Annotated in this window: 20 protein-coding genes; 7 read left to right on the top strand and 13 right to left on the bottom strand. The window is 43.3% G+C overall.

The genetic code is table 11. From position 1 onward, the window contains the following. Positions 1 to 265: 265 nt before the first annotated feature. Positions 266 to 610, top strand: a complete 345-nt coding sequence (locus tag QN079_RS04710; RefSeq protein ID WP_005225425.1) for a peptidase — start codon at positions 266 to 268, stop codon at positions 608 to 610. Between the two features lie 60 nt (positions 611 to 670). On the opposite strand, the gene QN079_RS04705 is transcribed toward QN079_RS04710, so the two are convergent. From QN079_RS04705 to QN079_RS04695, 3 genes are all read right to left on the bottom strand, one after another. Next, positions 671 to 1,705 (bottom strand): hypothetical protein, encoded by a 1,035-nt coding sequence (locus QN079_RS04705; protein WP_289230467.1) that lies wholly within the window; start codon positions 1,703 to 1,705, stop codon positions 671 to 673. Between the two features lie 77 nt (positions 1,706 to 1,782). Beyond that, positions 1,783 to 2,184, bottom strand: a complete 402-nt coding sequence (locus tag QN079_RS04700) for an Ohr family peroxiredoxin (protein WP_005225423.1) — start codon at positions 2,182 to 2,184, stop codon at positions 1,783 to 1,785. 184 nt (positions 2,185 to 2,368) lie between these two features. Further along, on the bottom strand, positions 2,369 to 2,617 hold the full coding sequence (locus QN079_RS04695; RefSeq protein ID WP_005225422.1) for a GlsB/YeaQ/YmgE family stress response membrane protein: 249 nt from the start codon (positions 2,615 to 2,617) through the stop codon (positions 2,369 to 2,371). A 406-nt stretch (positions 2,618 to 3,023) separates the two neighbouring features. Here QN079_RS04695 and QN079_RS04690 point away from each other — a divergent pair, with 406 nt between their 5' ends. From QN079_RS04690 to QN079_RS04680, 3 genes are all read left to right on the top strand, one after another. Further along, a complete protein-coding gene (locus QN079_RS04690) occupies positions 3,024 to 4,283 on the top strand; it encodes an ABC transporter substrate-binding protein (protein WP_118214780.1) in 1,260 nt (419 codons plus the stop codon). Between the two features lie 92 nt (positions 4,284 to 4,375). After that, on the top strand, positions 4,376 to 5,248 hold the full coding sequence (locus QN079_RS04685; RefSeq protein ID WP_010747712.1) for a carbohydrate ABC transporter permease: 873 nt from the start codon (positions 4,376 to 4,378) through the stop codon (positions 5,246 to 5,248). Then, the gene (locus tag QN079_RS04680; protein WP_010747711.1) at positions 5,238 to 6,089 is read left to right on the top strand and encodes a carbohydrate ABC transporter permease; all 852 of its coding nucleotides are present in this window, start codon (positions 5,238 to 5,240) and stop codon (positions 6,087 to 6,089) included. Before QN079_RS04685 ends, QN079_RS04680 begins: the two co-directional genes overlap by 11 nt. Before the next feature lie 72 nt (positions 6,090 to 6,161). Here the strand turns inward: QN079_RS04680 and QN079_RS04675 are convergent, their stop codons facing one another. Then, positions 6,162 to 7,103: a magnesium transporter CorA family protein gene (locus QN079_RS04675; RefSeq protein ID WP_060791764.1), complete on the bottom strand. Its 942-nt coding sequence runs from the start codon at positions 7,101 to 7,103 to the stop codon at positions 6,162 to 6,164. A 185-nt stretch (positions 7,104 to 7,288) separates the two neighbouring features. Between QN079_RS04675 and QN079_RS04670 the strand changes: the two genes are divergently transcribed. Together QN079_RS04670 and QN079_RS04665 are read left to right on the top strand one after the other, a co-directional pair. After that, positions 7,289 to 8,116 carry a manganese catalase gene (locus QN079_RS04670; protein ID WP_015509233.1) on the top strand — a complete coding sequence of 276 codons (828 nt, stop codon included), beginning with the start codon at positions 7,289 to 7,291 and terminating at the stop codon, positions 8,114 to 8,116. Positions 8,117 to 8,251: 135 nt separating this feature from the next. Further along, positions 8,252 to 9,091, top strand: a complete 840-nt coding sequence (locus tag QN079_RS04665) for an aldo/keto reductase (protein ID WP_289230466.1) — start codon at positions 8,252 to 8,254, stop codon at positions 9,089 to 9,091. Between the two features lie 349 nt (positions 9,092 to 9,440). Here the strand turns inward: QN079_RS04665 and QN079_RS04660 are convergent, their stop codons facing one another. From QN079_RS04660 to QN079_RS04630, 7 genes are all read right to left on the bottom strand, one after another. Continuing rightward, a complete protein-coding gene (locus tag QN079_RS04660; RefSeq protein WP_213337162.1) occupies positions 9,441 to 10,970 on the bottom strand; it encodes a hypothetical protein in 1,530 nt (509 codons plus the stop codon). A 67-nt stretch (positions 10,971 to 11,037) separates the two neighbouring features. Next, positions 11,038 to 12,573, bottom strand: a complete 1,536-nt coding sequence (locus QN079_RS04655) for a hypothetical protein (protein WP_289230465.1) — start codon at positions 12,571 to 12,573, stop codon at positions 11,038 to 11,040. A 525-nt stretch (positions 12,574 to 13,098) separates the two neighbouring features. Continuing rightward, the gene (locus QN079_RS04650) at positions 13,099 to 13,836 is read right to left on the bottom strand and encodes an SIS domain-containing protein (protein ID WP_005225415.1); all 738 of its coding nucleotides are present in this window, start codon (positions 13,834 to 13,836) and stop codon (positions 13,099 to 13,101) included. Continuing rightward, positions 13,837 to 15,087 (bottom strand): PTS ascorbate transporter subunit IIC, encoded by a 1,251-nt coding sequence (ulaA, locus tag QN079_RS04645; RefSeq protein ID WP_060791761.1) that lies wholly within the window; start codon positions 15,085 to 15,087, stop codon positions 13,837 to 13,839. It lies immediately after the preceding gene. Between the two features lie 2 nt (positions 15,088 to 15,089). Next, a complete protein-coding gene (locus tag QN079_RS04640) occupies positions 15,090 to 15,371 on the bottom strand; it encodes a PTS sugar transporter subunit IIB (RefSeq protein ID WP_005225413.1) in 282 nt (93 codons plus the stop codon). 12 nt (positions 15,372 to 15,383) lie between these two features. Further along, the gene (locus tag QN079_RS04635) at positions 15,384 to 15,812 is read right to left on the bottom strand and encodes a PTS sugar transporter subunit IIA (protein WP_010747707.1); all 429 of its coding nucleotides are present in this window, start codon (positions 15,810 to 15,812) and stop codon (positions 15,384 to 15,386) included. Beyond that, a complete protein-coding gene (locus tag QN079_RS04630) occupies positions 15,809 to 17,449 on the bottom strand; it encodes a BglG family transcription antiterminator (RefSeq protein WP_289230464.1) in 1,641 nt (546 codons plus the stop codon). The genes QN079_RS04635 and QN079_RS04630 overlap by 4 nt, the downstream gene beginning before the upstream one ends. A gap of 201 nt (positions 17,450 to 17,650) precedes the next feature. Between QN079_RS04630 and ypfJ the strand changes: the two genes are divergently transcribed. Continuing rightward, entirely contained in the window at positions 17,651 to 18,541 is an 891-nt protein-coding gene (gene ypfJ / locus QN079_RS04625) for a KPN_02809 family neutral zinc metallopeptidase (RefSeq protein WP_010747705.1), read from the top strand. A 284-nt stretch (positions 18,542 to 18,825) separates the two neighbouring features. Here the strand turns inward: ypfJ and QN079_RS04620 are convergent, their stop codons facing one another. Beyond that, positions 18,826 to 19,641 (bottom strand): DUF2705 family protein, encoded by an 816-nt coding sequence (locus tag QN079_RS04620; protein ID WP_016610651.1) that lies wholly within the window; start codon positions 19,639 to 19,641, stop codon positions 18,826 to 18,828. Beyond that, complete coding sequence (locus QN079_RS04615) at positions 19,638 to 20,522, bottom strand: ABC transporter ATP-binding protein (protein WP_081116807.1); 885 nt, start codon at positions 20,520 to 20,522, stop codon at positions 19,638 to 19,640. The genes QN079_RS04620 and QN079_RS04615 overlap by 4 nt, the downstream gene beginning before the upstream one ends. Between the last annotated feature and the right edge of the window lie 285 nt (positions 20,523 to 20,807).

The raw sequence follows: 20,807 nt of genomic DNA, 5'->3' as shown, positions 1-20,807 counted from the left end.
TTTGCTGCCCTAAAGAAACAAAGCTGCTTTTTTTGAAAAAGCAACGCTTGCTGTTGCTGTGTTTTCCAGCAATTTTTGGGTGAAACAACGGATGTGCTCTCTTCCTCCTTATTCCTACTGATATTCTTTATTATAGCGCAAATTTCTATTGTTGGTTATTTTTCTTATAGAATATTTCTAAACTATGGTAAACTATTGTTAAGAGAACCTGTGCTTTCACCGAGATCAAAACATTCGGGAAAACTTACTTTAGGAGGGACATTAGATGGAGAATGAGCATCCATTGCATTATTTTAAAAATGGACTGACCATCGGTTTAGGTCTTGGCTTTGCAGGAGGGATTTTTTCAACGATCTGGTTGAAGAAAAGGCAAGCCATGAATGCCGATGATGTCTTAGACAATATAAAAGCAGCATTTATCAAAGAAGGACCGATCGAAGGTTCTTGGATCAATTTCGAAAAACAACCTTTGCGCAAATTTGCGATCACTTCCCAAGGTTATACTGGCGGCATCACCCGCACCGAAGACGGGCAGCTTGTCACCTATGAATTTTTGGCAGATGCTCATACAGGCACCGTCTTAGATATCCAACGAGCAATCGTGGACTAATCACTGCACTTACGACCAGCTTCTTAAGAGGCTGGTCTTTTTTCTTTTTAAGCAGTGCTTTTACTGGAGCAAGGTCGCAAGATCCAATACTACGACTTCATCGATGCTGCCGCCTTTTTGCCGATACGCCCATGCCCCACTTTCAAACAAGCAGTACAGCTGTCCTTTTTCTACCACGATCTGTTCAAGGTAATGGGGAAACTTGATGCGCCGCAACGCATGTTTGCGGGTCAGCACCGTTGCATCCTTTGAAAAGACCCATAACTCCGCCGACCCGGGTCCAAAGGAACGTGCCAGCAACATGTATTCCGTGGTAAAGGCGATACTTTGGACTTTCGTGGTGGTGACCCTTCTCTTACGCGGCTTGATGCGAGGAGGCGTTTTGCGACCGCTGGCTGAAAGAACAGGCAGCGGATAATTCGCCACCACGCCCCCTTGTTTCAAGGCAAAGGTCCCTGAGACAAGTTCACCGCTATCGGCTGCCAAATAGGAGCTGTGAGTGATGCCTACCAATTCGATGATTTGCTGATAAGCGATAGGCTGATTGGTTGCCAAGGAATCATCTTCCAGCAGTGCTTGTAGAGAAACACACGCCACGCGCCCCATTCCTTTCCCTGTAATGGTTAGCCACAGCATTTGCGTTGCTCGATCAAAGACTAGCCCACCGACATGGGGGCGTTTTGGCAGAACCACCGTTTTCAGATGCCGCCCGCTCGTTCTTTCTATTATATAAAGCTGTGAGTGATGTTCCTGCTGCGAACAATACGCTGAGAGGAACAAATAGTCCTCTGAAACGGCCAACCCTTGCGGGGTCATTGCTTCACACTGATCCGCATGCTTGTGCAGCCTCGTTTCTGCTTTCGCCGTTGCCGTCGTTGCCACTGCGGCAGTGGCTTCTTTTAAACCTGGAACCAAAAGGACTGCTTCCCTGTTTGCCCCGGCTGCCAGCCACGCTTGCCGCACGCTGGGATAACGCTTCAGTTGAGCTGCCAGTGCTTGGTTGTGGCGCGCCTGTCGGTGCTTTTTTAGCCAGTACACCACAAAAAGGCCAACCACAAACACGCCCAAAAGCAGCAAGCTCTCTGTTTGTCTCATTGATTGGCCTCCTTGATGAATTCCCTCTTGTCGGCTGATTTACCAACCGCTTATTGTTTGTCTATTCGTAATACTGCTTAGACTACTTGAACTTCGACATCAATGTTGCCGCGAGTGGCACGAGAATACGGACAAAAATCGTGGGCTTCTTCTGCGATTTTCTCTGCCTCGGCTTTTTCAACGCCTGGTAACGATACCTCTAAAATCACGCCGATTTGGTAACTGCCGTCCTCATGCTGATACAAAGACACTCTTGCTTTAACTTCGGATTCGGATTCGATGTTATGCTCTTTCAGCATATGCTGTACGGCACCGTTGAAGCATGAAGCATAGCCTGCGGCAAATAATTGCTCTGGATTGGTCCCTTCACTATGAAGACCTGGCTTGTCGATTTTCAGGTGAAAACTACCGTTTGGTGCTTCGACCTCTCCGACACGTCCGCCTCGATTGATCATCGCTGTTTCATATTGCTTTTTCATTGAACCTCTTCCTTTCTTTTTTTGACCTACTTCAAGTGTAACGACAATTTTCTAATCTGACAAAGGGATTGCTTATGCATCCTTTTAAAAAACAAAAAAGGCAAACCCAGAAACTCTGGATTTGCCTGTCTATTCAAGGTAGTTCCTACCCGAAATAAATGAATGAAAACAATTGCTGAATGGACTAGCCGTTTGAACGTCCTAAGAAGAATGAAACAACAGCAACTACAATAACCGCACCAATAATTGATGGGACGATTGCCATTCCAGCAAGTGATGGACCCCAAGAACCTAAGATCGCTTGTCCAATAGCTGAACCTACTAAACCTGCAACGATGTTGGCGATCCAACCCATTGATCCACCTTTATTTGTGATAGCTCCGGCGATCAAACCGATAATAGCTCCTACGATTAATACCCATAACCAATGCATATTTTTCTCCTTCTTTCTTTTAAGTAGTTATTACACATATTATGTTACGCTTAATCCCCGTTTTAGACAAAAGATTTGCACTCAATTTGCAAAAATAATTTTCAAACCTTGTTATGTTAACGTTTATCAGCACTTCTTAATTATCGTTGTAAGAGCTTTAATTCGTTTTTTTTAGTATTGGTGCATTTTTTGAAATCGTTTTATTTTGTATTTTGCATCTTATCCGCTAAACTGAGGGAGAACCACTCTTATTTTGTCAGATAATTGGCACTTTTCACTCCTCGATCAGTCCTAGGACTGCTATCTTTTCAGTACATCAGCTATTTTTCATTGGGGGACGTTTCGATCGTTTTCGATTGGAAACGTTTTTTTGAACAAAAATCATTCAATAAAGGAGAGGAACAAAATGAACAAAAAAATAGGGTACTCAGTTTTGTCTTTGGCGGCAGTGATGTTAGGGGTCGCTGGCTGCGGCAGTGGTGACAGTGCCAGCGAGAACAAGCAGATTCGTATGTTCGTTTCTGGAGATACCAGTGAAGGCGGCGCTTATTCGAAAATGGCGGAAAAATACAAGGAAGAAACTGGTGTGACTGTCGAAGTCACCGACGTGCCTTATGCAGACTTGCTGACAAAAATCACCAAAGCTGTTCAAGCGGATGATGCGCCAGAAGTCGTAAGGGTTTCTACTGTTCAACCTGACTGGAATGACTATCTGATGGATCTATCAGACATCGCCAGTGAGGCAAAAACATTGGAATCGATGACGATCAAAGATGAAGCAGATGTCGTCAAAGCACTCCCTTCTGATGTCACTGCCACTGGGTTGTTTATCAATACGGATTTGTTTGACGAAGCTGGTGTGACCTACCCCACTTCGGAAGAGGACATTTGGACTTGGGATGAATTTTTAACTGCGATCAATGAAGTCGTTGAAAAAACCGATGCCAAATACGGCATGGTCATGGACGCGTCGGATCACCGTTTACGGGCTTTCACCTATCAATACGGAGGACAAGATTTCTTTTTAGATGACAGCGGTGATTCTTATACGACCGATGATGCTACGAAAGCGGCTTTGCAAAAATTTGTTGATTTGAACAATGAGGAAGTGATGCCAAAATCGGTTTGGACCTCTGGAGAAGATGCTTCTGCTATGTTCAAGAGCGGCCGTGTTCCAGCTTACTTTTCTGGCAGCTGGCAGATCGTTGATTTTTCTACCAACATCAGCAACTTTAACTGGCAATCCACCTATTCTCCTTATGAAGAGACCCGCGCGGTCAATATGGGCGGCAACTTCATTACTGGCTTCAACAATAGTAAAAACAGTGAAGAAGGCGAAAAATTCATCAAATGGTTGTACGAAGAAGAAAATTACAAACAGCTTTGTACCTATGCTGGCTACTTACCTGCGGTGGAAGATTTGACGGTCGACTATGAACAAGGCCAGGATGCTTATGAAATCTACAACCAAGAGATCGCAGCTGCTGCTCAACCAATCAGCAGCAAGCAAACTACCGATCAAGTGACGATGAGTATGAAAGGCTACACTGGATTGACAGGGGCTTACCGTGATGCCATCGTGCAAGTATTAAATGATGAAATTACATTAGATGAGGCAATCGACAAGACGATCAAAGATTACAATGATGGGTTTTTGAAGAAATAAACAGACGTTCAACCACAAAGAACCCATAGTCTGGCTTTTTGCAGACTGCGGGTTCTTTGTTGCTGATACGATCGTCGGAGGAGGAATTTTCTGTGAGTACTTTACAAAAAAACAAATGGCCGTTGCTATTCACTGGCGCAAGCATCATTTTGTTCATTATCTTCTTTTTGATTCCAGCACTCTTAGGACTTTATTACTCGTTAACCGACTATAAAGGCTTTGCGACAGCCAATTTTATCGGCTTGGCGAATTATCAAGAATTGTTTCAAGACGCCAGCTTCTATAAAGCACTATTTCGTACATTTCGTTATGTGATCATTCTGGTCCCAAGTATCTATGTCGTTTCTCTCGCCGTCGCTTTGATGTTGAACAGTCAGCTGGCGAAAGGCAAATTTTTCGCAAAGATCATTTTTTTCTTACCATGGACCATCTCTGGGATCATCGCTGGGGTTATCTGGAAATGGCTGTTTGGTGAAAACTTTGGCTTTATCAACTTTATTCTAGAGCAAGCGGGACAACAAACTGTCCCGTGGTTTACCGACTCGAATGCTGCTTTTTCTGTCATTATTTTGGCTGCCATCTGGGGCGGGACTGCCTTTAACATGCTGCAATTTACTGCAGCTTTGAAAAATATCCCTCGCTCATTGTATGAAGCTGCCGAGATCGACGGCGCCAGCTTTGGGCACAAATTACGCTACATCACCTTGCCTATGCTGCGGCCGACTTCCTTTATGGTCATCTTATTGGCTTCGATCGGCGCTATGAAAGAGTTCGCCCTCGTGCAATCGCTGACCAATGGTGGTCCAGGAACCGACAACATGTTGATCGTGCAATATATCTATACGACTGGGTTTGACAAAATGCGGGTCGGCTATGCCAGTGCTGCCTCCATGGTACTTTTCGTGATTCTTTTACTGTTAGGCTTAGCACAAATGAAGATTGGAGGCGGCAAGAATGACATCTAAGACCATCAAAACCAAACGACCGGTCACAAGAAAGTCAGCGATGTTTTTTTTAACGTTGGCACTGATCATCACTTCCCTGCTGTACCTTTTTCCACTGCTTTGGTTCTTATTGAGTGCCTTTAAACCAGGGACCGAACTATTTGCTTATCCCTTGAAAATCATTCCTGAAAATCCAACCATTCAAAACTTTATTGATGCTTGGACAACATTGGATTTCTTTCGTTACTTCAATAATACGTTGATTTCAGCGGTGGTCACCACTTTATTGACGATCCTAGTCAGCGCCGCCTGTGGCTATGCCTTTGCAAAATATGATGCGAAATGGCTGCGTTTTTTCTTCATCTGTATCATCGCCACCACCATGCTGCCGACGGAAGTTATCATGAACCCAACGTTTTCTGTCATTCGTTCACTAGGCTTATATGATAACTTATTGGGGATCATCATCCCTTCCATCAATACAGCAACAGGTATCTTTATGTTTCGGACCTTTTTCGTCTCCGTTCCTGACGATCTGATTGAATCAGCCCGTATCGATGGCGCTTCGGATGGGATGATCTTTTTGAAAATCATGCTGCCGATTGCCCGACCAATCATTATGACACTGGGGATCTTTTCCTTCCAGTGGCGGTGGAATGATTATATCTGGCCCTTGATCGTCTTGAATGATCCGAAAAAATATACCTTGCAAGTGGCGATCCGCAGCTTGGTGGGCGCGGAAAATATCAATTGGACGATTTTGATCGCTGCCTCGGTAATTTCCATTTTGCCTTTGCTGCTGGTCTTCCTCGCCTTTCAGCGCTGGATTCTCGACAGCAATTTAGACAGCGGACTAAAATAAAAAAAGTGCCTACTGCTTCGTCGCACCTTTCTCCTTTTATGGATGAACGGTGCCACAGAGCAGCGGCGCTTTTTATTTTGAAAAGTCTTTTCGTGACAAGTAGACGGCAGTTAAAATGCCGACTAAAATAGCCAAGCCAAAGACGACAATCGTACCGATCGCATTGTCTTTTCCTGGCAGTCCCCCGGTGTTGATCCCCCATAGCCCCGCGATCAAGGACGGCACTGCCACCACTAATGCCGCAGAATCTAAGTATTTCATCAGATGGTTTAGATTGTTGTCCATCATATCGGAGAACAAGCCACCGATGGTTTCTAACAAGTCGCGATAGATGGTGACCATTTTCATGGCAAATTTCTGCCGCAGCTTGATGTCATAAACGAGTGCTTCATTATCCAAACGATCCAAAAATTCTTTGCGATCCATCAATCGATCGACAGTATGGTTTTGGTCCCGCAAGGTGTGATCAAGATAGACCATATCTCGCTCGGTATCGGCTAAGTTAAACAATTCCTTGTTTTCCGTCGTTTTACGGGCTGCTTGATCCAAATCATCGATTTGCTTCTTCATCTCCTGCAAACCTTTGATGTAATGGGTGTAGATCATCAACGTGGCATAAGCAACAATATCTTCATACCGCTGGATATCTTGCTCATGCTTTTCGATCAATCGTTTGATCAGATTGGATTGTTCAGATACGTAGGTGATCAACAAATCCTTGGTGTAGATAAAAGTCACAGGCTCAAGACGGTCTTCGATCCGATCTTGTGTCACTTCCGACAAATCGATCAAAGTATAGAGAATCGGATGATTTAACTTGGTGTTGCGCAAGTATTCCAAACGTGACACTTCTTCCGGTTCATTGGCGCCAATAAAAATATCTTCAGGCAGTTGATACTTATCTAACAAGTGTCGTTGTTCCTCTGGATCTGTGCCAGAAACCACTAGCCAATTGTAATCCTCCTCCGAAGATTTCCTTATTTTTCGGTCTTCCATTTTGTAATACTGAAACATGGTGACTCGCTCCTTTTCTAATTCTCTCTTAATTTAACTATCTAACGCTTCAGGCTTTTTGTCAAAATAAATGGCTTTTCTTTTCGATGCTTTTTTCATTTTGGCAAAGTGCGTTTTATTAGACGAACCTTTCGATTCATGAGAAACTTTTTATGGGCCCAATAAAAAATTTTAGGAGGAATCGTATGTTTCGTCATCAGAAAGAATTACAGTTTGAAGCTAAGCCAGAAAAACCAAATCCGTTAGTTGCGAAATACCTTCAAGAATTAATCGGTGGACAATATGGAGAGATGAGTGTTGCCATGCAATACTTATTCCAAGGATGGAGCTGCCGTGGGGAAGAAAAATACAAAGACATGTTGATGGATATCGCTACTGAAGAGCTTGGACACGTTGAAATGTTAGCAACGATGGTTGCACGTCTACTGGAAGGTGCGCCTGTGGAAGATCAAGAAGCGGCCATGAAAAAAGACCCAACGATCGGTGCGATCATTTCTGGAATGAATCCGCAACATGCCATCGTTGCAGGCTTAGGACCACGTCCTGCTGATAGCGTTGGCAATCCATGGTCAGGTGCGTATATCATTGCTAGTGGCAACTTACTTGCTGATTTCCGTGCCAACTTAAATGCGGAATCACAAGGTCGTCTGCAAGTAGCACGCATTTATGAAATGATCGATGACCGTGGGGTCAAAGATTTACTTTCGGTCTTATTAGCACGTGATAGCTACCACCAAAATCAATGGGCAGCTGCTGTCAAAGAACTGGAAGAAAATGAAGGAACGATTTTAGTGCCAAGTACTTTTGATCGCAAAAACGAACGCTTAGACATCGCTTATGATTTCTATAACTTCTCAGAAGGCGATCAAAGCAAAGAAGGTCCTTGGGCAAAAGGCAAAGCCCTCGACGGTGAAGGCGAGTATCAATGGTTAGCTGAACCAAAAGTCGAAGGAGAAGCGCCAAAACTCGATCAAGTCACACCTAAGATGTATGGCACACCACCTAAAAAATAACTTGATCAAAAAGAGCAATTGTTTCTGAAACAGAAACCGTTGCTCTTTTTTCTTTGTCTGTTTGAGCAAGTTGGTTACGTTCCTGTCAAAAAAGCGTTAGAGTAGAATGTAGAGAAGAAAAGGAGGAATCATTTTATGAAAGCACCTTTACTGACATTAAACGACGGCAATTTACGCCCCGCAGTGGGCATCGGTACCTATCAGATCCGAGGTGGCGAAGGATTGAGCCAGCTGCAAGCAGCGATCGCCGACGGGTATCGCTTCATCGATTCTTCAACCAATTATGACAATGAAGGCATTGTCGGCAAAGCGATCCGTCGCTCGGGTATCCCACGTTCAGAATTTTATATCACCTCAAAATTACCAGGAAAATACCATGGCTATGATGATGCCCTAACCAGCATTCAAGAATCCCTTGCTCGCATGGGACTCGACTACTTCGATGCCTTTTTGATCCACTGGCCATTACCAAAACGCGGCAAATATGTCGAAGCTTGGCAAGCCTTAGTGACCGCCCAAAAATTAGGCTTGATCCGTTCCATCGGCGTTTCCAATTTTGAACCAGAACATTTGGATGCCATCATTGAAGCAACTGGTGTGGCTCCTGCACTAAATCAAATTGAGATCCATCCTTACTGGGTCCAAGAACGAATGGTCGCAGAAAACAAAAAACGCGGCATCGTAACGGAAGCTTGGAGCCCATTAGGTCGTGGCAGCGATGCCCTGAAAGAACCACTGATCACTGAATTAGCTGAAAAATACCAAAAATCAGCTGGTCAAATCATCTTGCGCTGGCATGTGGATCGTGGCATTTTGCCCCTTCCAAAATCAAGAAACCTCGCCCATCAACGAGAAAATCTTGCGATCTTCGACTTTGAACTTACTGAAGATGAAATCAATCAAATCAATCAGTTAAACAAAGCAGACGGCCGCATCGATGGTCAAGACCCAAATGAGTATGAAGAATTTGAATAAACAATTTCAACTGAAAAAAACACCATAGCTATCTCTTGGCAGACAGAACCTCTCAAAAATCAGCGACCAGCTGCTTTTGAGAGGTTTTTATGTAACCAAGGCTCCAGTGGTTAGCTTTGCGTGGATCAAAGTCGTACGATCAAAATATTCTTTTTGGCAGAAATTCCCTTGCTAGCACTTCGATTTTCTTAAAGGTGACAAGCGTCAGCTATGCGTTCATCACAGCTTTTAATCGAATGTCGGTTTCTCGAAAGAAGGTTGTCCTTCACTGTTTCGACACTTAAAGACAACAACGTTTCCCTGTTTTCCTTCAGCTTGAAAGGACTTTCCACATGCCCATCAGTGAACGTTACCCCCAAAACTCGTGTTTCTTGCGAGGAGGTCTTTTTCGGTAAATGAAGATGGCGAAACTCAGAATGCCACAAAATAGACCGGCACCTCCTAGTAGTTTCACGATAGTCGGCAGCCCTCTTAAGCCCATATCTGCCATTGAAGAAACTGTGCCATTTTCATTAATCCTTCCCCAAAATTGGTATATTTGTTGTTCTAAGTGATTTAATCGCCTATCAAGAGGTTTTCTTTCGTATTCAGGAGTTGTGTCATAACGTGGTGTTTTTATGTCTGCCAATACAGCTAAACGTGCTTCTGCAAAAATGTTGGGGTGCTCTGCCAATAGTTTTTGGGCTTTTTTTATCAATTCTCTAGGTGTCCCATCAGCAACCTTTACTCGGAAAAGAGAATAACTAGAAGGATTTCTTTCCAAGCGAATCCCATCTATTGCTGTAATTGTTTCATCAATCTTGTTTTCAATCAGTTTTTTACTAAGGTAAGTCTCTGGAAACGTTTCAGCATTCAAAAAAGATGTTTCTTCATGCAATTGAAAGCTCAACACATTGTTTTGGTACCTTCTCAAAAACAATCCAGGAACAAAACCAACTCGCACCATTTCAGGTTTTAACTCAAAGGAGCGGTTGACAGATTCTTCCTCACTAGGCAATAAGTCTGATGTGGCTAAAGCTATCTCTTGGATCTTTCCATCAGCGATAAATCCATAGGATTCTGAGATTGACTTCTGTATAATCCTTTCAAGCTCTTCATAAGAAGTTCCCTTCAAACGAATTGTTGCAAAATCATTTTTATCTGGACCGGATAGAAGTTCACCACCAAAATATGAAAGTTCATAAAGCAATTTGTCTAAAACCGTTTCATGGTTTGACCCGAATTCTTGATTAAAGCGCTCCCTATCCAGTTGAAAATGGAGCCGATTGTTAATGAAGGTCACTTCTTCACCGGAATACTCTTCCGTCGTTACATCAGCGATAGTCGGCGACGGTGGTTCGGGATTTTCGGATAACCAAAATGACTGCTCTATGGGATAATAAGTCCTTTTGTTACTACTATCGACGGCGACCAATTCAAATTTACTTTCCTGTTGGTCACTAGAAAGAAAAAGCCTCGCCTCACCAAATGTTCGCTCCGTGAACTTTGGCTCTCCTATCGCTCTTTGATACAAATGCCGATCATATTCACCGTTCACATTGACATAGACTTCTTTCAGCATTTCCCCCTCACTTGGTGTCACTGCATAAATCAATTCAAAAAAGGGAACCATTAGTTCTGAATTGGGAAGTTCCGTGACGATTTCCAACAATGGTTCAGTGAGCGGCTCTGTAGGTTCTGGGGTAATCCTTTCGCTGTTGAGGATGTCGGCTATGACGCCTTGGGACTGGTCGGTTGGTCCTTCGGCTGCTAATACTTGCCAACTGGTCATATGATAGATGGCAAGAGCAAAGAAACACAGACTAAAGATTTTATAGATGGGAAAGATATTTTCAAAAAATTTCTCTTCGGTTGAATTTATTTGCGCAGCGACTTGCATTCACTTTGCTCCTTTCTTCTTTGGAGGTAACAGAATTCTATTAGAATTTAAGAATGGCCAACGAGAATCAGTTTTTACCTGATTGTCTATTACTTTTCCATCTTTCTGCCCTTTGACAAGCAAAAAGTTCAAATATAAACACAATAAAGCCGATAGAACCAAATCCTATCACTAACGCCATGCTGACAGTCACGCCGTGCCAACCCATACTCGTTAACGACGAAACTGTGCCATTCGGGTTGATGATTGCCCAGATAGGGTAGTTCCGTTCTTCAAAGGTGCTCATAACACGCCATCGTGGTAAATAAACATCTGACACATTATGAAGTTTCTGAATTTCTCTGATTATTAAATTTGCTTCCGAAAATATCTCTGGATAATCAGTTAGTAGTTGCTGCCCTTTTTTTACTAAATTCCTTGGGGTATTTCCTGCAACGCCTACTTCCACATAAGGATAGGAAGGTCGATTTTCTTCTAAACGAACGCCGCCAATCGTTGCAACAGCTTCATCGATTTTTTCTTTTATCAGTGCCTTGCTAAGATAAGTTTCAGGAAACGACTCTGGATTTAAAAAAGCGGATTCCTCATGAAATTTGAACAATATCACATTGTCCTGATACCTTCGGAAAAACAAACCAGGTACCCAGCCGATTTTAAGCATCTCTGGTTTGAATTCTACAGAACGATTGACAGGTTCCTCTGTTTTTGGGAGATGTTCAGCTGCTGCTAAATTGATTTCCTCTCTCCTCCCATTGGCAATCACATCACGCGTGAAAAGATTCAAATCAGAAATAAGTCTGTCCAGTTCCTCATACGAGGTTTGCTTCAACTGGATCACTACTCGATCATTTCTGTCTGGTCCAGCAATCAGTACCATATCGTAGTAGGAAAATTCATCAAGAACAAAGTCAAGCATCGTTTCGAACCCTTCATCATTTTTTTGCGTATAAGTCTCATGGTTCAATTGGAGATGGAGCCGGTTATTAATAAAGGTCACTTCTTTCCCATAATAATCTTCCGTCGTTACATCAGCGATAGTCGGCGACGGTGGTTCGGGATTTTCGGATAACCAAAATGAATGCTCAATGGGATAATAAGTCATTTTGTTACTGCTATCGACGGCGACCAATTCAAATCGGCTCTCCTGTTCATCGGTAGAAAGAAAGAGACGAGCTTCACCAAATGTTCGCTCTGTGACCTTCGGCTCCCCTATCGCTCTTTGATACAAATGTCGATCGTATTCGCCGTTTACATTGACATAGACTTCTTCCAGCGTTTGCCCCGCACTTGGTGTCACTGCATAAATCAATTCAATAAAGGGAATCATTAATTCTGAATCAGGAAGTTCTGTGACGATTTCCAGCAATGGTTCAGTGAGCGGAACTGTGGGTTCTTTAGTATTCCTTTCGCTGTTAAGGATGGCGGCTAAGGTGCCTTCTATCTGAATTGAATCAGTATCTGAAACTTCGGCTGCTTTTACAGGTAAAACTAAAAAGTGATAGATGGTGAAATAGATAAATAAAATACAAAGAATGATACATAAGGGATCTGCTCTATCAGCCTCTTTCTTATTCATTGCGGTTATGCGTTTATCTGATTGCATTCAATTCACTCCTTACATCTAAGGTTTTCGAAGTTTATGAAAAATGTCCATCAAATGATTATTTCTTCATTAGTTAAAATCAGCTAATTGTTGGAAGTTAGAGATATGGAAGAATTCACCACCTGTTACTCTTACAATGTTGTCTTTTTTCGATCTTCCTCTCTACCTACTCCATAAGCTGCTCCTTTCTAATCAACGGTTTGTAGATTTTTTATTCATTATTTGTTGTCTTGCTGTAGCTCCCAAGCTAATTATACCGAGCGGGAAGTTAAACAACAATCGTTTTTGTAGTATTTTATTCATATTTTAGCTAACATTTTATATATTTTTATTTTTAAAGACCATTATTAAGTAAAAATACACAATTCCAGTTTAAGCCTTCTTTGCTTGAATCGCTTTTTCATCCCTATGCTCCGGTCCTTTTCTAACAAGTAACTACAAAAAAGACATTCTCTCGCAAGGAGAAAATGTCTTGAATGGTTTCTTTGACCGTCTTACTTCGCTAAGGAACGACTAACTCTTGACTTACAGCTGATAATGGATCGCTTCTTGGTACTTTTCAAACAGGGACTGGTTCAATTCATCCCCGCCATCTAGGTTCGCTGAATAAAAAATCGGCGGATAGTCGACACCGGCTTCTTTTAGTTTTTGGCAAACTTCAACGATGATCGCATTTAAGATCGTTGCGCCGACTACGGTGGATGTGGGGCCGACTTTTTGTTCGACGTCAGGAATCGTACACGCTGCATCGCCAATCTCCCCATGATTGTCGATGACGATATCCGCCGTTTCAAACAAACGCAAGCCTGAAGTATGGCGGCTGGTGACTGTTTTCGAATAGGTAAGATTCGTTAATGCGATGATCTTGACCCCCTTTTCTTTGGCATGAAGCGCCATATCGATGATAACTGGGTTTCGCCCAGACACCGAATGCAAGATCAGCACATCACCTGCTGTAAAGGGTTGGGTCGCCGCCAAGGCACTACCGTAGCCTTCTAAGCGCTCCATTTTACTAGTGAAGGTGATTGGGCTGCGATCAAGCATCAGTTCTCTTCCAAAGATCGCATTGATGGTCATCATGCCACCTGCTCGATAATACATCTCTTCAGCTAAGATCCCAGCGTGACTTGCGCCAAAAATGTAGATGGCTTTTTTGGTCAAGTTGGCTTGCGTCAGTAATTCAATGGCTTGCTCAATCGCTGGTGCTTCTTTTTCTTCTACAATAGACAATAGTTCTTTTGCTTTTTCAAAGTATTGAAACATTTAAAACCCTCCAAACAGCTTGCCGATCAATTCACCAAGGATGCCCCATAGAGATAAATCGTTCCCACCGAAAATCAAGATCCAGTTTTGAATCGTCGTTGAGAACATCGCTGCAGAGATCCCAACGAGTGCTACCATAACGACAGAAGCTGTGATCGTACCAATAATGGCACCTCGCAAGCCCCCTTGCCCTTCGCCGATCACCGCAGCACCGCCACATTCAAAGAAGCTGGTGATGACTAAAGGAACGATCAAAATGCCAAAGACGTTGGTCGTATTGGCAATGACCACTAAAATCGTTGAGGTGATCATCGCCACGATAAAGCCGATGATTACAGCATTTGGACGATAGTTGAACAAGATGGGCACATCAAAAGCTGGTTTCGCTCCAGGAACGACTTTTTCTGCGATCCCTTGAAAGGCGGGAATGATTTGGTTGATCAATAGACGTACCCCATACAACATGATCAATAGTCCTGCACCGAAGTTCAAGCCAGCATCAACCGCAAACATCACCAAGTTGCCCCCTTCAGGAACTAATACGGGCGCAATCAAACCGATAACGATATTCATCAAAAACATCACTAACGCGCCAGTAATCGATATTTCACGGAAAAACGAGAGATTTTCTGGCACTTTCAAATCTTCCGTCGATTTTTCTTTGTTTCCGACCCGTTTTGCAACAAAGCCTGAAACCAATGACAAGATCCCCGTTGGATGACCGATCAAGAATGAATCATCGCCTGTGGCATCCCACACATATTTACGCATGATCCATGGCATGAAGGACCAGTAACAAGCAGATAGAACCGCCCCTAAAATCAACAATGGGATTCCGGTAAGTCCGCCTTCAACGCCCCCAGCGACGATGACAAATGGGAACCACCACAACATGTGACCGGTGAGGAAAATCGTCTTCACAGGTGTAAAGCGAGCAATCAATAAATGAATGACAAGTCCGAAAAACATCGCTAAACCAACTGTTCCGCCGTATTCTGCCGTAAAGGTGATGTCAGAGAGTCCATCTGACACAGCAACGCCTAATTGGGTTTGAACCGCTGCATTGATCGGTGCGATCGTTCCCACCAACATATTTACCCCAGCCGTCAATGCCACCATCCCGAAGGAAGCTGTTAAGGTTCCTTTGACGACTTCTGCAAAAGGTTTTCTTTGTACCAATAACCCAATCATGGCAATGATCCCCAGTAGGACTGGCGGATTTTTTAAAATATAATCCGTGACAAAATTCATGATTATCCCTCTCTTTCAGCTAAAAATTTTTCCATTTGCTGTTTGACTTCTTCTTTATCCATATACTTTTTGATTGGATAAACGGGTGCTTTCACGGATGCTTTTAACTCATTCAATAATTCATTACTCGTAAAATAAACATCTGCTGGTGTCGCTTTTGCCGTCGATAAATCAGTATTCTCGGCAGTTGCCGTCAACCCTAACTCTTTGATTACCTTGTCGATCGTCATCTTCAATACCATTGAGCTTCCTACACCAAATCCACATACTGCTAAAATTTTCATATCCTTTTCCTCCTATTGGAATAATTGACAAATTTGTTCCCAATCGCCATTTAATATCACGTTGTATTTTTCTTCATCCATAAAGATCGCCATGATCTCTTTCAAGCTTTCTAGATGGCTTTGACTATCTGCGGCGGCTAAGACAAGAAATATCCGCACCGGTTTGCCCTCAAGATCGATGGGCTGTTTCGTTACTAAAAGGCTCATACTTTGTTCCAAAACCCCTTCTCCAGGACGGGCATGCATCAGCGCAAAGTAATCCGCCAACACCATGTAAGGACCATTTTCTTCCACACTTTGAATCATCGCTTCGATGTAAGCTGACGTAATCAGCGCTTCATCCAGCAAGGGCTGGCTGGCTAATTTTACGGCTGAGCGCCAATCTGTCACTGTCTCATCCGTTTGTATATGCTTTTCAGGCAAAGAATCCTTCACTTTCATTCTGATTTAACCTCCAACATTTTTGATAGGAACCATTCTTTGTTTTCGATTCCTTGCATGATCAATTTCATCATTGGTTCCACCTTTTGCGTCTCATCCTCTCGGATCATCAATAAAATAATGATGTCGGCTTTTTGGTTGCCCCATTCTACTGGCTGATCCAAAAGCAAAATCGAGATGGCTGTTTTTTCGACATAATTTGGATTGCCATGAGGGATGGCAAAGCCATTATCTAAATAGGTTGATTGTAGCTGCTCTCTTTCAATGACGGATTGCTGAAACTGCGCTTTTCGTTTTTCATCACTAAAAGGGGTTTGTTCGATCAGAAAATTGATGGCTTCTGTTTTGCTGGCAAATCGCTCGAAAAAGACGGTTGGCTGGATCATCGATTGGGCTTGAAGAAGTAAACCATTTTGATCGACCACCGCCTCATTATCGATGACTAAATCGATGTAGTGATTCATGATCCGCTTCATGTCGCGATTGGTCACCATAGGCGAGATCCGCACCACAGGTTTTTGAATCCCGACAAGATCGATGGTTGAAATAATAAAATCGATCGCCGAGATGTCCATCTGCTTTAATTTTTCAACTGAAACGGTTTCGATACTGTCGATCTCTGGCAGAATGCGACGAATTTTCGCAGAGACAAACGAGCTAGTGCCGACGCCATTGGGACAGACAAAAATGATTTTATTCATGCGGCGCATTCGCTCGATCGCTGCTTGAAAATGGATTGTGACAAATCCGATCTCATCATCAGAGATCCCCACTTGATACGCTCTCAAAAAATCATGGAGCGAGAACCAGACCACGCCATACAAGGCAGGATAGTTTTGCTTGATTTCCTCTAACAAAGGGTTGACGACTGTGGTTTGCGCTTCGATCCGCAACAGCAGTTGATACAGATGGATCGTCACATCTTCTTCCAATCGATTGTCTTGGGTCAAGTCGGTGCCTAAGCCTTCGCTGATTTTTTGAATCAAGTTGCGCACTTTTCCCCGAAAGACGAAAGGAACTTTTTCACTTTTCATAAAAAATTTCAAGCCGCTACCGACAATCAGGTAGGTTAGATATTGCACTTCTTTTGGTGAAAATTGATAAATGTGCTGTTCTTCGATTTCTTTCAGTAGCTCATAGACTAACGGATATTTGTCGAACTCCAAAAACAGTTTCCCCACTTGGCGATTTTCTTCAATCACTAAGTTTTCCGCATGACTCGCCCGTTCGATCAGCAGCACGATGGAAAGGACGATACTTTGGATGTAGCTGTCGGGCATTTCCACTTGTTTTTCCATTAACGCTCGACGAAACGCCTGATTTACTTCCTGGTATTTCGCAGGTTCCACCAACAAGGAAAACGCCGCTGGTTGATCCAGCATCATTAAGCAAAAGCGTTTGAGCACCCGATGGATCTGGGATTCACTTCCTTCAAAAAATGTACCTGAATTATCAAATCTCAGGCGCAAGCTTTCTTTTTGAAACAGTTCTTTTAAATAAGAAATATCTTTTGCAATACTGCTGCGGGAAACGAAATAATCCTCTGCTAACTGCTGATAGCTGAGGTGCTCGCCAGCAATCAACCGTTTAAAAATCAAAATCCTTCGTTCCGATGTCCCCGAATAATTCATTTTCATACGCTCACCCTCTACCTCTATTTTATTGCTACTGTACCAAATTAGAAGGCTAATTGTTAGATTAAAGAATGATTAAAAGGAGTGTACACTTTGATTTTCAAGGCTCCTGCAGGCATTTTATAACAATTTCAAGGCGCTTTTTTTCACAATCTGCCGCCTTTCTCTTATAATTAAGCTAGGATTTATATAGGAGGAGATAACATGAAATGGCGTGGGGGTAGACAAAGCAGAAATGTCGATGATCGAACGGGGCGATCATCTGGCTCAGGCGGGATGCTGGCTGCTGGTGGCGGGATCGGTACGGTGATCATCGCTGTTTTATTTTTCCTGTTTAGCGGTGGTGATTTAAATTCGCTGCCGGATGTCTTGGGTGGCAGCGGTCAAGCAGCCAATTACCAGACAGAAAATGTGGGCACCAGTGAGTACACGGAGGAAAAAGAGTTTTCCGCAGTCGTATTCGGCTATTTAGAAGATTATTGGCAAGACGTTTTTCAAGAGCGGCAAGAAACCTATCAAGACCCGACACTCGTATTATTTACGGGAAGCGTGCAGTCGGCATGCGGCTATGCCACGTCACAGGTTGGTCCGTTTTATTGCCCAGCAGATGAGAATGTGTACCTTGATCTTAGCTTTGCCAATGAGCTTTCCGATAAATATGGCGCAAGCGGCGACTTCGCAATGGCCTATGTCATCGCCCATGAAGTCGGTCATCATGTGCAAAATGAGCTGGGGATCACCCAACAATTGGACAAAATCCGCCAGCAAGTTTCAGAAAAGGAATACAATCAGTACAGCGTTCGTTTGGAACTGCAAGCTGACTACTTAGCTGGTACTTTTGCGAAATACTTGCAAGGCGAAACCTATCAAGGACAACCGATCTTAGAAGCTGGCGACATTCAAGAAGCAATCACAGCTGCCAATGCCATCGGGGATGATACGCTGCAAAAAGAATACCAAGGCTATGTTGTTCCAGATAGTTTTACGCACGGCACATCGCAGCAACGCGTGGACTGGTTTAACCGTGGCTATCGTTATGGTGACTTAGCACATGGCGACACCTTTAATGTCGATAGCCTTGACTTGAGCAAGTAGCTTCAATTAAAAAATCACTCCGAAACAGCATGAACCGCCTGCTGCTTCGGAGTGATTTTAGGTTCTTGTTGCCCCTTCAAGCCTTTTGGTGAAGGGACGCTTTACGCTTTCTTAACTTTCGCAATGATTTTTTCGCAAAAACGTGCCTGCTTCGTCATACTTTTTTCACATTTCGAGACTATTATATAAGCATACCAACAAACAACCCTAACACTTTTTCATTTTTACTCCTTTGCCTGTCAGTCCCCGCTGACAGGCTCTTTTTTGTCTTTTGATTGATATACTCAGACCTGCAAGTCTTTACGCTCATAACGGGAAAAGGTGCCAAAGAAACAGATGATACCGATCAGCAGTACCCAAAGGACTGATGTCGCGCCGTTATCCATGAGTTGGACGGGTAATGCCATCCGCACAGGTGAAAGTCCTGCCAGCCATTCCAATTTATCGTAGAGTTCCCCCACGATGCCGAGCAAATACAGACCGAACACGCAGCCTAAGCCGACGCTGGCGGTTTGTTTGCTGGAACGCAAGATCGTGGATAAAAAGAAACCTAGACAGAGGAAAAAGACTAAGACACCGTACTCGGCAACGAAGATTTTGCTGATTTCTTCTATAAAAGCGGACAGGTCATCTTCAGGTAGTTTGAACAAAGCAAATGAGGCCAGACTACTGCCATAAGCAATCAGCCAAAAGCCAGTCAGCAACAACAATCGAGCGAGGAACTTCCACCCAACGATTTCTCTGCGGCTAATAGGCTGAGCGTATAAATACTCGATCGTTCCTTCTGATTCTTCAGTGATCAGACTGTTCAAGCCTAAAAGCATCCCATAAATACACGCAGCGATAAATAAGTATTGAAAGTAGTACCCGAAAAAGCCTGTCGGGGAAACCAAGCTTGAGGGTCCTGTCAGTTGGATGTTAAAGATGCCTAGTAATTCTGGGCTGAAAGAGCCCAACATCTGGTCTAACGACGTTTTCATTTCTGGCGTGATCATTTGAGGATAGATAGCCGTAAATGCAAAAATGATTGCTGCAAAAAGGATCGCCCAGACTAGCCAGCCTTTGAAGGTATTTTTAAGATCGATTTTCATTAAAGTCATTTTTGAGAACCTCCTTCATACAGGAGCATAAATTGCTGTTCAAGGGTTGGGTGTTCGATCGTGAACTCTTTAATGGCAGGATTGGTTAAAAAATGTGCCAGCTGATTCATGTCCCCTTGATAGAAAAAACGCAAGCTGTGTGATTCCTGAGCAAGAACCTGTACGTTTTCCAAGCCGGCTAATGAGAGGCTACCCTCATTCGTGAGCGTTACAACTTTGCCGAAATTTTCTTCCTCACTCAGTTCTTTCACGGTGATGATCTGTCCTTCACGAATAAAGGCGGTCCGATGGGCATAGGTCTGAATTTCATGCAAATCATGGCTAGATAGAAAAATCGTCATCCCCTGTTTGTTTCTTCTAAGGAGCTCTTCAAACAGCCGTTTTTGGATCAAGGGATCTAAGCCATTGGTCGGCTCATCTAAAATCAACATTCTCGGTTGTGCAATCAAGGCGCTCGCAAGCCCGACTTTTTTCTTGTTCCCTAAAGAAAGTTCTGCGATCGATTTGTTTGGATCAATTTGAAAAAGCTCCATCAACTCCTGAATCTCTTTTTTTGGCTGCTTGACTTGATGAAAATCCGCCGTAAATGCCAGTAGTTCTGCTGTCGTCATTTTTGAATAAAACCGTACATCACTGGAAACATACCCAGTAAACGTTTTGATCTCTTTGGCTGCTTGTTGGCAATCTCGTCCAAAAATCGCCGCCTGTCCTGCATCTGGTTTGATAAAATTCAACAATACTTTGATGGTCGTTGATTTTCCCGCACCATTTGGTCCAATAAAGCCAAAAATCTCTCCTTCTGCCACTTGCAATGATACGTTCTCGATGGCGTACTTCTTGTTGTATTGTTTGCTTAGTCCGTTGATCGTAATGGCATCCATCCTGTCCCCTCCTTGTACTGCTTTGATGCCATCAGTGTAGCCTTATTTGGCGTTTCCGTCAATCAAAGATCTAAAAGGCTTCCGCTGGAATGTTTTACGAAAATCATCAACAGATTGACACACTTCTATTGCTTTCTCTTCCTATTTTTTTCACATTTTCCCGTTACTATAAATACATACCAACAAACAACCCTAACACTTTTTCATTTTTACTCCTATCCCGCCAGTCCCCGCTGGCGGGCTCCTTTTTTTTGCGGCAAAAAAACGCAGACCTAGCAGCAACTG

Source organism: Enterococcus sp. FZMF, from assembly GCF_030263915.1.
GTDB lineage: Bacteria > Bacillota > Bacilli > Lactobacillales > Enterococcaceae > Enterococcus_D > Enterococcus_D casseliflavus.
The sequence above is the reverse complement of the archived record's forward strand: the minus strand, read 5'-3'. Positions and strand labels throughout refer to the sequence as shown.